Origin of the sequence: Thalassotalea eurytherma (assembly GCF_030161415.1) — a bacterium.
Taxonomy (GTDB): Bacteria; Pseudomonadota; Gammaproteobacteria; order Enterobacterales; family Alteromonadaceae; genus Thalassotalea_G; species Thalassotalea_G eurytherma.
Map to the genome: position 1 here is coordinate 173,219 of NZ_BSSU01000006.1, position 13,760 is coordinate 186,978.

14 protein-coding genes are annotated in these 13,760 nt (G+C 38.1%); 9 read left to right on the forward strand and 5 right to left on the reverse strand.

Going from position 1 to position 13,760, the window contains the following annotated elements:
• Nucleotides 1-110: 110 nt before the first annotated feature.
• Nucleotides 111-2,813, reverse strand: coding sequence for a DNA topoisomerase (ATP-hydrolyzing) subunit A (gyrA, locus tag QQK02_RS07140; protein ID WP_284207293.1), 2,703 nt, complete (start codon nt 2,811-2,813; stop codon nt 111-113).
• Nucleotides 2,814-3,243: 430 nt separating this feature from the next.
• Here gyrA and QQK02_RS07145 point away from each other — a divergent pair, with 430 nt between their 5' ends.
• Nucleotides 3,244-3,498: a TIGR02922 family protein gene (locus tag QQK02_RS07145; protein WP_284207294.1), complete on the forward strand. Its 255-nt coding sequence runs from the start codon at nt 3,244-3,246 to the stop codon at nt 3,496-3,498.
• 20 nt (nt 3,499-3,518) lie between these two features.
• On the opposite strand, the gene QQK02_RS07150 is transcribed toward QQK02_RS07145, so the two are convergent.
• Nucleotides 3,519-4,052 carry an Mpo1 family 2-hydroxy fatty acid dioxygenase gene (locus QQK02_RS07150; protein ID WP_284207295.1) on the reverse strand — a complete coding sequence of 178 codons (534 nt, stop codon included), beginning with the start codon at nt 4,050-4,052 and terminating at the stop codon, nt 3,519-3,521.
• 63 nt (nt 4,053-4,115) lie between these two features.
• Entirely contained in the window at nt 4,116-5,387 is a 1,272-nt protein-coding gene (locus tag QQK02_RS07155) for an APC family permease (RefSeq protein WP_284207296.1), read from the reverse strand.
• 106 nt (nt 5,388-5,493) lie between these two features.
• Between QQK02_RS07155 and ubiG the strand changes: the two genes are divergently transcribed.
• The 5 genes from ubiG to yfaE all read left to right on the forward strand — a co-directional run bounded on the left by ubiG (nt 5,494) and on the right by yfaE (nt 11,073).
• A complete protein-coding gene (gene ubiG, locus QQK02_RS07160; RefSeq protein WP_284207297.1) occupies nt 5,494-6,201 on the forward strand; it encodes a bifunctional 2-polyprenyl-6-hydroxyphenol methylase/3-demethylubiquinol 3-O-methyltransferase UbiG in 708 nt (235 codons plus the stop codon).
• Entirely contained in the window at nt 6,198-6,890 is a 693-nt protein-coding gene (locus QQK02_RS07165; protein WP_284207298.1) for an HAD family hydrolase, read from the forward strand. The genes ubiG and QQK02_RS07165 overlap by 4 nt, the downstream gene beginning before the upstream one ends.
• Before the next feature lie 364 nt (nt 6,891-7,254).
• Nucleotides 7,255-9,525, forward strand: a complete 2,271-nt coding sequence (gene nrdA, locus QQK02_RS07170; protein ID WP_284207299.1) for a class 1a ribonucleoside-diphosphate reductase subunit alpha — start codon at nt 7,255-7,257, stop codon at nt 9,523-9,525.
• Between the two features lie 109 nt (nt 9,526-9,634).
• Nucleotides 9,635-10,765, forward strand: coding sequence for a class Ia ribonucleoside-diphosphate reductase subunit beta (gene nrdB, locus QQK02_RS07175; RefSeq protein ID WP_284207353.1), 1,131 nt, complete (start codon nt 9,635-9,637; stop codon nt 10,763-10,765).
• Between the two features lie 26 nt (nt 10,766-10,791).
• A complete protein-coding gene (gene yfaE, locus QQK02_RS07180; RefSeq protein ID WP_284207300.1) occupies nt 10,792-11,073 on the forward strand; it encodes a class I ribonucleotide reductase maintenance protein YfaE in 282 nt (93 codons plus the stop codon).
• Between the two features lie 392 nt (nt 11,074-11,465).
• On the opposite strand, the gene QQK02_RS07185 is transcribed toward yfaE, so the two are convergent.
• Together QQK02_RS07185 and QQK02_RS07190 are read right to left on the reverse strand one after the other, a co-directional pair.
• Nucleotides 11,466-11,708, reverse strand: coding sequence for a hypothetical protein (locus QQK02_RS07185; protein WP_284207301.1), 243 nt, complete (start codon nt 11,706-11,708; stop codon nt 11,466-11,468).
• Between the two features lie 52 nt (nt 11,709-11,760).
• Nucleotides 11,761-11,952 (reverse strand): hypothetical protein, encoded by a 192-nt coding sequence (locus QQK02_RS07190; RefSeq protein ID WP_284207302.1) that lies wholly within the window; start codon nt 11,950-11,952, stop codon nt 11,761-11,763.
• Nucleotides 11,953-12,387: 435 nt separating this feature from the next.
• On the opposite strand from QQK02_RS07190, the gene QQK02_RS07195 reads away from it, so the two are divergent.
• Genes QQK02_RS07195 through QQK02_RS07205 form a run of 3 tightly spaced genes read left to right on the forward strand, consistent with a single transcriptional unit; the run spans nt 12,388 to nt 13,680 of the window.
• Nucleotides 12,388-12,960, forward strand: coding sequence for a septation protein A (locus QQK02_RS07195; protein WP_284207303.1), 573 nt, complete (start codon nt 12,388-12,390; stop codon nt 12,958-12,960).
• Between the two features lie 3 nt (nt 12,961-12,963).
• On the forward strand, nt 12,964-13,266 hold the full coding sequence (locus tag QQK02_RS07200; RefSeq protein WP_284207304.1) for a YciI family protein: 303 nt from the start codon (nt 12,964-12,966) through the stop codon (nt 13,264-13,266).
• Between the two features lie 3 nt (nt 13,267-13,269).
• Nucleotides 13,270-13,680: a lysozyme inhibitor LprI family protein gene (locus QQK02_RS07205; protein ID WP_284207305.1), complete on the forward strand. Its 411-nt coding sequence runs from the start codon at nt 13,270-13,272 to the stop codon at nt 13,678-13,680.
• The last annotated feature ends 80 nt before the right edge of the window (nt 13,681-13,760 follow it).

Genomic DNA, 13,760 nt, shown 5'->3' on the forward strand with positions numbered 1-13,760 from the left:
TATTTTATAATCGACTTATTTAGTAAAAGTTTTCACTAACAAGTTCACTTTATCGTGGCAAAAAAAATGGGCGGTTAAACCGCCCATTCTTGCATTTCGCTCAGACGATATTAATCATCACCTTCGGTGAGTTCTTCTGAAGAATCTGCTATATCTTGTGAATCAGATGTTTGCTCAGAATTTTCCGAGCCTTCTACTACTTCACCTTCAATTAATTCTTCTTCTTCAATCTCATCAATACGCTGAAGTGCAACTACATGCTCGTCTTCAGCAGTACGAATTAATCGAACACCTTGTGTGTTACGACCGATAATACTTACTTCATTAACACGAGTTCTAACTAGCGTGCCATTGTCCGTAATCATCATGATTTCGTCGTTTTCTTCAACTTGTACCGCGCCAATAACTTTACCGTTACGCTCACTTACCTTGATAGAAACAACACCTTTGGTTGCTCGGCTCTTCGCAGGATACTCATCAATGGCAGTACGTTTACCGTAGCCATTTTCAGTGACCGTTAGAATTGGGCCATCGTTCTTAGGTACGATAAGTGAAACAACCTTTTGGTCACCTTCAAGCTTCATACCACGAACACCTGTTGCTGTACGACCGATAGGCTTAAGTGCCCACATTTGTTCGCCAGTTTCAGGATCAATCTTAATTTCACCGGTTTCGCTATCACGTTTTTTCTCGTTAAAGCGAACAACTTTACCTTCATCTGAGAACAACATAATGTCGTTTTCACCGTTAGTAATATCTACACCGATTAATGTGTCGTCATCCCGCAGGTTTAAGGCAATTATACCGTTTGCACGTTGGTTCTTATAAGCAGTTAATGCTGTTTTCTTAACTGTACCAGACGCTGTTGCCATGATGATGTATTTGTCTTCTTCATACTCACGTACTGGCAATATGGCGGTAATTCGCTCATCAGCTTCTAATGGTAATAAGTTAACAATCGGTCGACCACGAGCTGTTCTTGACGCTAGTGGTAACTGATAGACTTTTAACCAGTAAAGTTTACCGCGATTTGAGAAACACAAAATGGTATCGTGGGTATTTGCAACTAATAAACGTTCGATGAAATCTTCATCTTTCATTTTCGTTGCTGCTTTACCCTTACCACCACGACGCTGTGCTTCGTAATCAGTTAATGCTTGATACTTAACGTAACCTTCATGTGAAAGTGTTACGACAACGTCTTCTTCGTTAATTAAGTCTTCTAAAGAAATATCATGTGAAGAGTTAGTAATTTCTGTACGACGCTCGTCACCAAAGTCATTGCGAATAACTTCTAATTCTTCTTTAATCACTTCCATTAAGCGTGCAGGACTAGCCAAAATATGCAATAGCTCTGCAATTAAGTCTAATAACTCTTTGTACTCGCTTAGAATCTTTTCATGTTCCATACCTGACAACTTATAAAGCTGTAAATCAACTATGGCTTTTGCTTGTTCTGGTGTTAAGTAATATAAGCCGTCACGGATACCGTATTGTGGCTCTAACCACTCTGGGCGTGCTGCGTCATTGCCAGCAGCTTCTAACATGCCGCTTACATTACCTAATGCCCAACCTTGAGAGACCAACTTCACTTCAGCTTCTTTACGGTTAGCTGAGTTCTTAACTAATTCAATCACTGGATCAATGTTAGCTAAAGCGATTGATAAGCCTTCTAAGATATGCGCGCGATCACGTGCTTTACGTAATTCAAAAATTGTACGACGTGTAACAACTTCGCGACGGTGAAGTAAAAATGCTTCAAGCATTTCTTTTAGGTTAAAACACTTAGGTTGGCCGTCGGCTAGGGCAACCATATTTAAACCAAAAGACACTTGCATTTGTGTAAGTTTATACAAGTTATTTAAAACAACTTCGCCTACGTCACCTCGTTTAACTTCAATAACCATGCGCATGCCGTCTTTATCAGACTCATCACGTAAGGCAGAAATACCTTCAAGACGTTTTTCTTTAACAAGCTCTGCCATTTTTTCAATCAGACGAGCTTTGTTTACTTGGTAAGGAAGTTCATGAACGACGATTGTTTCTTTACCCGTGCTTTCATTGACTTCAATTTCAGCACGTGCGCGGATTTTAATTTTACCGCGACCTGTTTTATAAGCTTCTTGAATTCCTGCTCGGCCACTAATGATCCCTTTGGTTGGGAAATCAGGACCTGGAATATATTCCATGAGCTCATCAATCGTTAATTCGTCATTTTCAATCAATGCTAAAGACGCATTAATTACTTCAGTTAAATTATGTGGTGGTATGTTTGTTGCCATACCTACCGCAATACCTGACGAACCATTCACTAACAATGCAGGTATACGCGTTGGCATTACTGCTGGAATATGTTCAGTACCGTCATAGTTAGGAACGAAGTCTACGGTTTCTTTTTCTAAATCCGCCAAAATAGAATGAGAGATTTTATTCATTCTAATTTCGGTATAACGCATTGCTGCTGCAGAATCACCATCTACAGAACCAAAGTTACCTTGGCCATCTACAAGCATGTAGCGCATTGAGAAATCTTGAGCCATACGAACGATAGTGTCGTATACCGCTGTATCACCGTGAGGGTGATACTTACCGATTACGTCACCAACCACACGGGCAGATTTTTTATAAGGTTTGTTGTAGTCATTGCCTAATACATTCATCGCGAATAGAACGCGTCTATGTACTGGTTTTAAGCCGTCACGTACATCTGGTAACGCACGACCTACGATTACACTCATTGCATAGTCTAGATATGAGCTTTTCAGCTCATCTTCTATGTTGACTGGAACAATCTCTTTTGCCAGATCGGTCATAAATAGATGGTATCCCTAAATACTGAAAAATTTCGAAATTTTTATTATCTTATGTGATATGCATACTAACACAAAAAAGTGTTAGACCATACTCAAAATAGACTACCATTTTGTACTGGATGAGCTTGTATTTCAACCCCCTAATGAAACCACCACTATCAAGCTCTAAACGGCTGTTTTAATTCACTTAATTAACAAGCGACAATTTCATTAAATATATTTATTTAGCAATTACAAATTTAATGGTTTAAAAATCAACCAAAAGCATCAAATTCAGCACTTATTCATCAACTAATATCACTTGATACAAGTTGCAACATTTATCTAACAAACTTCAACAGACCTTAGACTCTTGATTACCTACACTAGCGTCATAAACAAATTTTTAACAACCATTAAAATAAACCCTGTCAAATACTAAGGATAAGATATGAGCGTCCATAATCAGAGCCAATTAGTTACAGTTATTTATTATGAAGAAGCCTCATTGGTCATCAAGCATGATGTAAAGTCATTTGATCTAGGCTTAGGTGGTCGTGTGGTTTTACCTGAGTCATACAAAAAAGGTAAATCAATTATTGCAGTGTGCGAGGGAAAGGTGAACTTCTTAAATAAGGTTGGCGATAGAGTTTTACCGGCAGAACAAACTGATAACACAGAATTTGCAGAGCTTTCTTTTCATTAAGCTCTGCACCACTTCTAATATTAAGCTGATTTAGCTTTTTCAAAAGCACGACGTTTATCACGCGCTATTTCAGTGACTTCCTTTTCCATTTCTTCATTGATACCAAGTGCAAAAACTACTTCAGAAACCAAAAACAATGGCCCAATAAGCAATTGGTTGAGATCGTCAACGAATGCAGGTTTCGCTTTCTCATAGGCATGACCTACAAATTGAATGATCCAACCGATAACAAAGATGCCAACAGCCATCCACGCGGCATTTGGCAATACACTAATATTTACTGCTGCCCAATAAACTGGAGCAAACAACAAGGTAGCAATCAAGCCTATTTTCAAATCAAGAATGACGTAATAAATAACCACCAATAACGCGACGATTGGCATGACAGGTAACACCACTTCGTTAGTTTGTGAGCTCCATTCGATATTTAGCATATTTACTAATACCATCACAGACATCACGATCAGCGGTACACCAAAAAAGTGTGTTCTCACATTTTTCTTATTTAAATGTACACTTTTATACGTTGATAATTGGTCAACAATTGATTTCATAACTCACCCATAACTTACTTTATTATTTTAATGATCTTTTTGTTCTAGTAACACGTCCGACCATTACTTTACTCTTTTGTTCCACTGAAATAAAGCATAACCAAATACCATAAATAACAGTGTCATCAGCCAACTATTAATACTTGCCTGTGTTGCCAACCATAGACAGATCAACATAGATAGTAACGGAATTGCACTACCAAATGGCAGGAACCACAAACCTTGCTCTTGATATTCTTTCTTGAGTTTAATTAACGCGCCAATTGAAATCATAAAGCCGATTAATCGAGCTAGGCTACTAATAATGGCCAACCAAACAAAGCTACCGGTGATCGCTAACAAGCCAGCGACAATTACCAAAAAGTATGTAGAGTTTATCGGGCTTTGATGTTGTTCATGAGTTTTAGTAAACCATTTAGGCAATTGCCCAAGGCTTGCTAAAGATTGTGTCATTCGAGAAGCAGTAAAGATAACTACGGTGAGGTTTCCTGAAATAGAAAAAACCGCAGATAAGGTCATTAGCAAGACACCAACCTCTCCCATGGTTACTTGAGCAACATCTGACATTGGCGTATTCGTTGCACTTAATTCAGGCAATACACTTATACTTGTCCATTGAATAAAAAAGTATATGACACTAGTAGCGAGCAATGTTCCGATAAGCGCAATTGCAATCTTTTGTTTCGGGTTTTTAGTTTCTCCAGCAGGAACAACAGCACCTTCAAAACCAATATATGCGTAGATCAGCAATAACAAAGCACCATCAAAATCTTTTACATCATTAACGTTCTCGATGAAAAAAATATCATTCGTTAAATAGGAAAAGCCAAAAACAATAAAAATTAATAGTGGTATTAGTTTGAGCAAGGTAATCGCCTGAATAAACCGCATTGCTCGTAAAGCACTGACAATGTTAACTCGGCCAAGCAAACACAAAATAATGATCATCACTAATTGCTTATAAATTGGCTCTGAAATAACGGGTATAAACTGTGAAAGATAAAACAACAAAGCATTAGTATTTGCCGCTAGTGCGGTAAGGCGACCAACATATAATAGCCAAGTCGTTTGAAAAGCCACCTGGTGACCAAAGGCTTTTTCGGTATAAGCGACAGGACCACCGTTGTCATCAAAGCCAGTTGACAATTGTGCAAAACAGATAATTATTGTCGCCATCAGCAAACTACATAGCACAAACATCCATGGGCTAAATAAACCTGCGATATCCGCTGCTGCGGCTGGCAAGGCAAAAATACCCGCGCCGATTAGCCCATTAATTGCTAAAGCGGCAACACCAAAACGACCAATAACACGGTTAAAATGATTTTTTGACATGCGTACTTCTTTTCTTTTTTATTATTATTTTTATTTGCCCTTATCTAGGCGAGCAAACATCTTTGGTTTAGAATCTACCTAATAATAATGAAATAAGCCAAAAATAATGTCCAAAGAAGTAAATGTTGATTTAGCTGAAATTGCTAAATTTGAAGAAGTTGCTCATGAATGGTGGGATCTTGAAGGTAACTTTAAACCACTCCACCAAATTAACCCGCTACGCCGTCAATTTATTATTCAGCACGTTGGAGAGCTGTTCGAGAAAGTAACTATCGATGTTGGTTGTGGTGGTGGAATCTTAGCAGAGAGCCTTGCTAAATTAGGTGCTAATGTTACGGGTATCGACATGGGTGAAGAACCATTGAATGTAGCAAAACTTCATGCATTAGAGTCAAAGACTCAAGTTGAATACCAAAAGATTACCGCTGAAGCAAAAGCGCAACAAGCACCTGCGACCTTCGATATTGTGACCTGTATGGAAATGCTCGAACATGTGCCTGATCCAGAATCAATCATTAAAGCGTGTGCAGATATGGTTAAGCCTGGCGGCTATGTGTTTTTCTCGACACTAAATAAAACAATTAAGAGTTATTTGTTGGCTATTGTCGCAGCAGAGAAACTGCTTAAGCTTGTTCCCGATGGCACACATCACCATGAAAATTTCATCCGTCCATCAACCCTAATCGCTTGGGCTGAAAAGCATGGTTTAAAATGTATCGATGCCACCGGCATTCATTACAACCCTATTACAGAAAACCATAAGTTAGCACCTGGTCTAGATGTAAATTACATTTTATGTTGCCAAAAACGATGAGTCACAACACAACCTATGATGCCGTACTATTTGACTTAGACGGCACGATATTAGATACCGCAGATGACTTAGGCGCAGCGTTAAACTATATGCTAGGAAAATATGAGCTACCGCTTATATCTCCAGAGATATATCGTCCTATCGCCTCTGATGGTGCTCTTGGCCTGCTAACGTTAGGCTTTGGTGACGTATTAGCATCTTATGACTATGAAGTGCTGAGGCAAGAGTTCCTTGCCTATTATGAAGATAATATTGCGAAGTACACCACTATATATGATGGTTTAACCGATACGCTACAAGCGTTGCAAGACGCTAATATCCCATGGGGTATCATTACGAATAAACCCATTGGTTTAACAAACATTTTAACGCCTCATTATAAAGCTCTCGATTATAGTGCAATAACAATTGGTGGTGATTCCTTAACTAAACGTAAACCCGATCCAATGCCGATGTTTTATTGCTGCAATGAACTAAACGTTCGCCCAGAGCGTTGTTTATACGTTGGTGATGCACCGCGCGATATTGAAGCTGGTAACAGAGCAAACATGACAACAGTGATTGCCGGATGGGGTTACATTCAAGACTTAAAAGATTGCGATAGTTGGTCGGCTGATTATTTGGCAAAATCGACAACAGATTTACATCAGTTTATTTTTAACGCAGATCGAACAAACTCTAAACAATAAGTTTAATCGTTTGTTTTTTTAAGGATTTTATTTTTCTTATTACAAAATCACATAACGGTTAGGCTAAAGTAATTTAAATAATTATAACTTGGTAAAATAAAAAAAATAAACATTGCGTTTTTACAATTACTCGTAAGAAAGCTTTTGCTAAGTTAGTCACTACTAACATGAAAGACCAGTTGCATTTACAGGTGAAAAATTGTCATCTTTTTACCCTTGCAAAGCTAACCAAACCCCATTATCTTGTGATAATAATTTGAATAAGCCCTATATATTGTGTTTAAGAAATATCCAACCACACTATGTAGATTTCTAGTTAGCAATCTTTAATAGAACAACAATAAAAAAGATTTACAGGACTTTCATGAATAGCAACCTCTTCGTAACGAAACGCAATGGCGAAAAAGAAGCCATAGATCTTGAAAAAATTCACAAAGTAATCGCTTGGGCTGCAGAAAACCTAGAAGATGTATCTGTATCACAAGTAGAATTAAAATCTCACATCCAGTTTTACGATGGTATAAAGACTGAAGATATTCATGAAACGATTATTAAATCAGCTGCTGATTTAATTTCTGAAGAATCTCCAGACTATCAGTATTTAGCTGCCCGTTTAGCGATTTTCCATTTACGTAAGAAAGCCTATGGTAAATTTGAGCCGCCTAAATTATACGAACACGTATTAAACATGGTAGAGCTTGGTAAATACGATAAACACCTAACAGAAGATTATTCAAAAGAAGAATTTGAAGCAATGGAAGGCTTTATAGACCATTCACGCGATTTAAACTTTAGTTACGCTGCGGTAAAGCAATTAGAAGGTAAGTACCTGGTTCAAAACCGTGTAACGGGTGAAATTTATGAGAGTGCTCAGTTCCTTTACTTACTCGTTGCGGCTTGTTTATTTGCCAAGTATGAAAAAGACGTTCGCCTTGACTATGTAAAAGGCTTTTACGATGCTATTTCTACGTTCAAAATTTCGTTACCTACGCCAATTATGGCTGGCGTAAGAACGCCTACGCGTCAGTTCTCATCATGTGTGTTAATTGAATGTGGCGATAGCTTAGACTCAATTAATGCTACTTCTAGTTCAATCGTGAAATATGTTTCTCAACGAGCTGGTATTGGTATCAACGCAGGTCGTATTCGTGCTTTAGGTAGTGCAATTAGAGATGGTGAAGCTTTTCACACTGGTTGTATTCCATTTTACAAACATTTCCAGACAGCAGTAAAAAGCTGTTCACAAGGTGGTGTTCGTGGTGGCGCTGCTACCCTATTCTATCCACTTTGGCATCTTGAAGTTGAAAGTCTACTTGTACTTAAGAATAACCGTGGTGTTGAAGAAAACCGCGTACGTCACTTAGATTACGGTGTGCAATTTAACAAATTAATGTATCAGCGCTTAATCAAAGGCGAGTCTATTACATTATTCAGCCCAAGCGATGTGCCTGGCTTATATGATGCATTTTTCGAAGACCAAGATAAGTTTGAAGCGCTTTATGTTAAATATGAACAAGACGAGTCAATTCGTAAAAAGCGTATAAAAGCTATCGAAATCTTTAGTTTGTTCGCTCAAGAGCGCGCAAGTACAGGTCGTATCTATCTACAAAACGTTGACCACTGTAATACGCATAGCCCTTTCATTGCAGAAAAGGCACCTATTCGTCAATCTAACTTATGTTTAGAGATAGCATTACCTACTAAGCCATTAAACGAAGTCAGTGATCCAGAAGGTGAAATTGCGCTTTGTACGTTATCTGCGTTTAACTTGGGTGCAATTGAATCTCTTGACGAGTTAGAAGGTTTAGCTGATTTAGCAATTAGAGCATTAGACAGTCTACTTGATTACCAAGATTATCCTGTTCCTGCTGCGCATAACGCAACAATGGGTCGAAGAACATTAGGTATAGGTGTGATCAACTACGCTTACTACTTGGCTAAAAATGGCGTTTTCTATTCAAATGGTAGCGCGAACAACTTAACACATAGAACGTTTGAAGCAATTCAATATTACTTGCTTAAAGCGTCAAATAACTTAGCTAAAGAGCTTGGTGCTTGCCCTAAATTTGATGAAACAAAGTTAAGCCAAGGTATTTTACCAATTGACACATACAAGAAAGAAGTTGATAAAATTACTGAAGAACCTCTTCACTTAGATTGGGAAGGTTTACGTGCTAGCATTCAAGAGCATGGTGTTCGTAACTCAACAGTATCAGCATTAATGCCTTCTGAAACGTCTTCGCAAATCTCAAACGCAACAAATGGTATTGAGCCACCACGTGGTTTAATTTCTATCAAAGCGAGTAAAGACGGCGTATTAAAGCAAGTTGTTCCAGAATACAAAAAGCTCAAGCATAATTATGAGCTGTTATGGAATATCCCATCGAATGATGGTTATTTAGAACTTGTTGGTATCATGCAAAAATTTGTTGACCAAACTATTTCAGCAAATACAAACTACGACCCAGCTAAATATGAAGGTGGTAAAGTACCTGTTAAGCAAATCATTCAAGACTTGCTAAAAGCTTATAAATTAGGTGTAAAAACCTTGTATTACCACAACACCCGCGACGGTGCAGCTGACGGCCAAATGGAAGAAGATGAAGGCTGTGAAGGCGGCGCTTGTAAGATCTAATAACCTGTTAAAACCGTAGTAATGTTAATTGCTACGGTTTTAAGTCGAAGCACCCTATTTCGCTTAAAAAATAATAATAATCGCCAAGTAAATTTTTCCGGAGTAAATGATGGCATACACTACGTTTAACCAAGAGCCAAATAACGCCCTACTTGAACCTATGTTTTTAGGTAACAGCGTTAACGTATCTCGATACGACCAACAACGCTTTATGGCTTTTGAGAAACTGATTGAAAAGCAGTTATCATTTTTTTGGCGTCCTGAAGAAGTTGACGTTTCAAAAGACAGAGCTGACTGGCAATCTTTAACACCATCAGAAAGACATATTTTTATTTCTAATCTAAAGTATCAAACGCTTTTAGATTCTATGGCGGCACGTTCAGTAAATGCCGTGTTATTGCCAATTGTTTCATTACCAGAAGTTGAAACTTGGATTGAGACATGGGCATTTAGTGAAACCATTCACTCTCGCTCATATACACACATTCTGCGCAACCTCTTCACGGATCCAAGTGAAGTATTTGATGATATTGTTGTTAACCCGGCAATTTTGAAACGTGCCTCAAGCATTGCTAAATACTTTGACGATGTGATTTTAACGACGCAATTATTACAATCTCAAGGCGAAGGTACTTATGAGATTAATGGTAAATCAATTGAAGTTAATTTACGCAAACTAAAAGAACGTTTATACCTGGCCATTTGTTCAGTAAATGCATTAGAAGCAATACGTTTTTATGTCAGCTTTGCGTGTTCATTCGCTTTTGCCGAGCGAGAATTGCTAGAAGGTAACGCTAAAATCATCAAATTAATTGCTCGTGATGAAGCATTGCATTTAACAGGCACACAGCACATTTTGAATAACTGGGCTACTGGTAAAGATGATCCAGAAATGCAGGAAATTTCAGAGCAATTTGCGGAACAAGGCAAGCAAATTTTCTTAGACGTTGTTGAACAAGAAAAAGAATGGGCACAGTACCTATTTAAAGATGGTTCAATGATTGGTTTGAACGCTGAAATTCTAAATCAATACATTGAGTACATTAGTAACCAACGTATGGTTGCTATTGGCTTTGATGCACCGTTTGAGGTTAAAAGTAACCCATTACCTTGGATGAACGCTTACCTAGTTAGTGATAACGTGCAGGTTGCGCCTCAAGAAAGTGAAATTTCTAGCTACCTTGTTGGTCAAGTAGATTCAGAAGTAAGTTCAGATGACTTTGATGGTTTTGACTTATAGTCAAATAAATCGAATCGTTTCTCGCCATGTCTAACTCTGTAGGCAAAGCACACGGTTGCACTATTTCGGTAGGTGACATTTCTGTCACCTACTTAGAATCACATGGTTCAATCCTAAATTGCTTAGAATCTGCGGATGTAGAAGTTCACTTCCATTGCCGAGATGGATTCTGCGGTGCTTGTCGTGTAACGCTTGATGAGGGCCAAGTAAACTACCCTCAAGGTGAACCACTTGCATTTGTTGGTGATGGTGAAGTGTTAGCCTGCTGTTGCCAACCCACTAGCAACATTCGCTTAACCATAGACTAAGCCTGTTCACAGCTAATATTTAATTAGAGATACCTTTACTTAATATGTTTTACAATAAACCGTTTTAGCTCCGAAAAGCTAAATGGCTTTCTAAGTACAGGGTATCCCCAATTGATTTTCTCTTTTTCCACATATCCGCTTATTGATAACACCATGGTATTTGGAAACTTTTCTTGAAGAAGTGTAACAACGTCTTCGCATGGACAACCTGGCATATGTACATCAACAATTAACACATCTAACCGTTGAAAGGATGACTTTGCGAGTGCTAACGTTTAAAACATTTTTGTCTACGATTTGCTCGTAACTACTAGAAAAATTCGATGTTCTATCTAAGGAGCTTAGTTGTTTAATGCACTTGAAGAGTAAACTCAATTGGGTAGCATCAACACTTAACCCGATAATGACTTTATTTGGCCCAGGGCATTTTGTGCAATTCGCACGATATCATTTGAAAACTCTTCGTATGTTGCAGAGTCTTTGCTTAGTAAAGCACCTTCTTTGATTTGAACTTGTGAGTTCACAGCCAAACCGTGAAAAGGTAGCGCCGGCAGTATGACATAATAGCCGGAGTTGGCCAGTAACTCTGCCCAATCAAAATATTGCTGATTGCACGCAGTAAGCCGGTGGAGCATAATTACCGAACCCCTAACCTCTGTGCCTTCCGTTGGTGGTATAACCCTAGGTTTACAACTTTCTTGTAAGCTGATTTGATACACCGTGCTTAGAATCAATTGCTTGCCAGCTTTCGTAAAAAGAGGCACTAAACCCTTCGCCCGCAGGCTGCGCTTCTATTTTAAAATCAATATCACTTCGACAAGACGCAAAAGACACAACAATCATCACAACCCAAGCAATAGCAATTAAAAAACGTCTCAAGTTAAAAATACGTTAATATTTCCAGCTAAGTATAGTATTTTTTTTCTTCAAAACAATACCACTTTCTAACAGAGAATAGTTGAGGTTTTAAACCAGAATACAGCCATATATAGGGTTTGACTTTACCATCATTGACCACATTCATTGGGTAGAAGCCATGTATTGTCTAACATAAGATCCCTTTAAATCAATTTGTCGCTCCTTAAATAGTTTTCAGAATATAAAACCTGCCGAAAAATCACAGGGTTATTTCATTACTTATGAGCTGACCTAAACGTAACAAATTTTGAAGAGATAAAATAAAACTGTAAAATCAACACCTTAAAAATTAATGAAGTTTAGTGTTTAGCCCCAAAATTTTGATATAAAAACAAAGGTGTTATTTAAACAAGCGATTAGCTAAAATGTTGTTTCAACTATCTTTAGGTACTAGCTATGCACGTTTTACTGGAATATATTCCTTTAATTGTTTTTCTTATTGTTTACAAACTTGAAGGAATCTACTGGGCAACTGGAGCACTAATTGTCGCTTCAGCACTTCAAATTCTCTTTTATATCATCAAGAAAAAGCCTATTCCTAAACAAACCATCGTCTTTTTTATTTTAATTTTAAGTTTCGGTGGCCTGACAATTTTCCTTCAAGACGACAGTTTTATAAAGTGGAAAGTAACGATTATTAACCTATTTTTTGCTGCTGCATTGCTTGCTGGCCATTATTTTTTTAACAAAATCATTCTTAAAACCTTTCTCGGCGAAGCCGTTGATTTACCTGACGCAATTTGGATTAAGCTAACTTGGGCTTGGGCTTCATTTTTCACCTTATGTGCGGTATTGAACTGGTATATCGCCTTTAATTTTTCACAAGAAACTTGGGTTAATTTTAAGGTGTTTGGTTTAACTGGATTAACGTTTGTCTTCGCAATAGGTACGGTGTTCTCATTATATAAACACCTACCAGAAGAAAACGACGCGAATGCACCAAAAGAATCAGAACAAGTGGAGAAGTGACCCATGAAATACTACGTAATTTTTAGCCACGACGTTGAGAACAGCCTACCTTTGCGCTTGCAAGTGCGTGACAAGCATTTAGCTCGATTAGCTGATCTTGATGCAGAGGATCGATTACTTGTCGCAGGCCCTTGCCCGATAAGTGATGGAGAAGAAGGACCGGCAGGCTTTAGCGGTTCGACGATAATCGCTAAATTTGAGTCACTGGCTAATGCACAGTCATGGGCTGATGCCGATCCATACATAGATGCTGGTGTCTATGCTAAAGTTATTGTAAAACCATTTAAAAAAGTACTGCCTGTATAACCTATGATGTTAAAGAAAATTATATATATCAACTTATTGGGTGTCACATTAGTCGCTTTACCAAGTGAAGCGAAAACTGCGCGAACCATTGAACAATGCGAGAAGAAATTTACCAATAATGTTGAATTTTCTCAGTGCCTTGATACGGTGAAAAACCTAGCAGAGCGTGAGTTAACGGCTTGGGTTAATAACAAAACATTTGAGTTAGAAGATTTAACAAGTGTGACCGGGCGCAGTGGCACATTGAACATGTTTAAGCGTTCACAAAAGAATTTTATTACTTATCGTGAGAATAATTGTAAGTTCTATTACTTAGCGCTTTCTCCAGGTTCTGGCGCTGGGGCTGCTTATAAGAAATGTTTCATCACCATGACCAAAGCAAGAATTAAAGAGCTTGACGAAATATCACGTTAATTAATGTGATTACCTGATTTAATGATGAGAAGTAAAGTTTGCAGTGACCAATAATCAATATATTGGGCACTGCTTTTTGG

Coding starts and splice junctions, on each gene's coding strand:
- gyrA (WP_284207293.1), bottom strand. CDS start 2,813: ATGACCGATCTGGCAAAAGAGATTGTTCCAGTCAACATAGAAGATGAG.
- QQK02_RS07145 (WP_284207294.1), top strand. CDS start 3,244: ATGAGCGTCCATAATCAGAGCCAATTAGTTACAGTTATTTATTATGAA.
- QQK02_RS07150 (WP_284207295.1), bottom strand. CDS start 4,052: ATGAAATCAATTGTTGACCAATTATCAACGTATAAAAGTGTACATTTA.
- QQK02_RS07155 (WP_284207296.1), bottom strand. CDS start 5,387: ATGTCAAAAAATCATTTTAACCGTGTTATTGGTCGTTTTGGTGTTGCC.
- ubiG (WP_284207297.1), top strand. CDS start 5,494: ATGTCCAAAGAAGTAAATGTTGATTTAGCTGAAATTGCTAAATTTGAA.
- QQK02_RS07165 (WP_284207298.1), top strand. CDS start 6,198: ATGAGTCACAACACAACCTATGATGCCGTACTATTTGACTTAGACGGC.
- nrdA (WP_284207299.1), top strand. CDS start 7,255: ATGAATAGCAACCTCTTCGTAACGAAACGCAATGGCGAAAAAGAAGCC.
- nrdB (WP_284207353.1), top strand. CDS start 9,635: ATGGCATACACTACGTTTAACCAAGAGCCAAATAACGCCCTACTTGAA.
- yfaE (WP_284207300.1), top strand. CDS start 10,792: ATGTCTAACTCTGTAGGCAAAGCACACGGTTGCACTATTTCGGTAGGT.
- QQK02_RS07185 (WP_284207301.1), bottom strand. CDS start 11,708: ATGCTCCACCGGCTTACTGCGTGCAATCAGCAATATTTTGATTGGGCA.
- QQK02_RS07195 (WP_284207303.1), top strand. CDS start 12,388: ATGCACGTTTTACTGGAATATATTCCTTTAATTGTTTTTCTTATTGTT.
- QQK02_RS07200 (WP_284207304.1), top strand. CDS start 12,964: ATGAAATACTACGTAATTTTTAGCCACGACGTTGAGAACAGCCTACCT.
- QQK02_RS07205 (WP_284207305.1), top strand. CDS start 13,270: ATGATGTTAAAGAAAATTATATATATCAACTTATTGGGTGTCACATTA.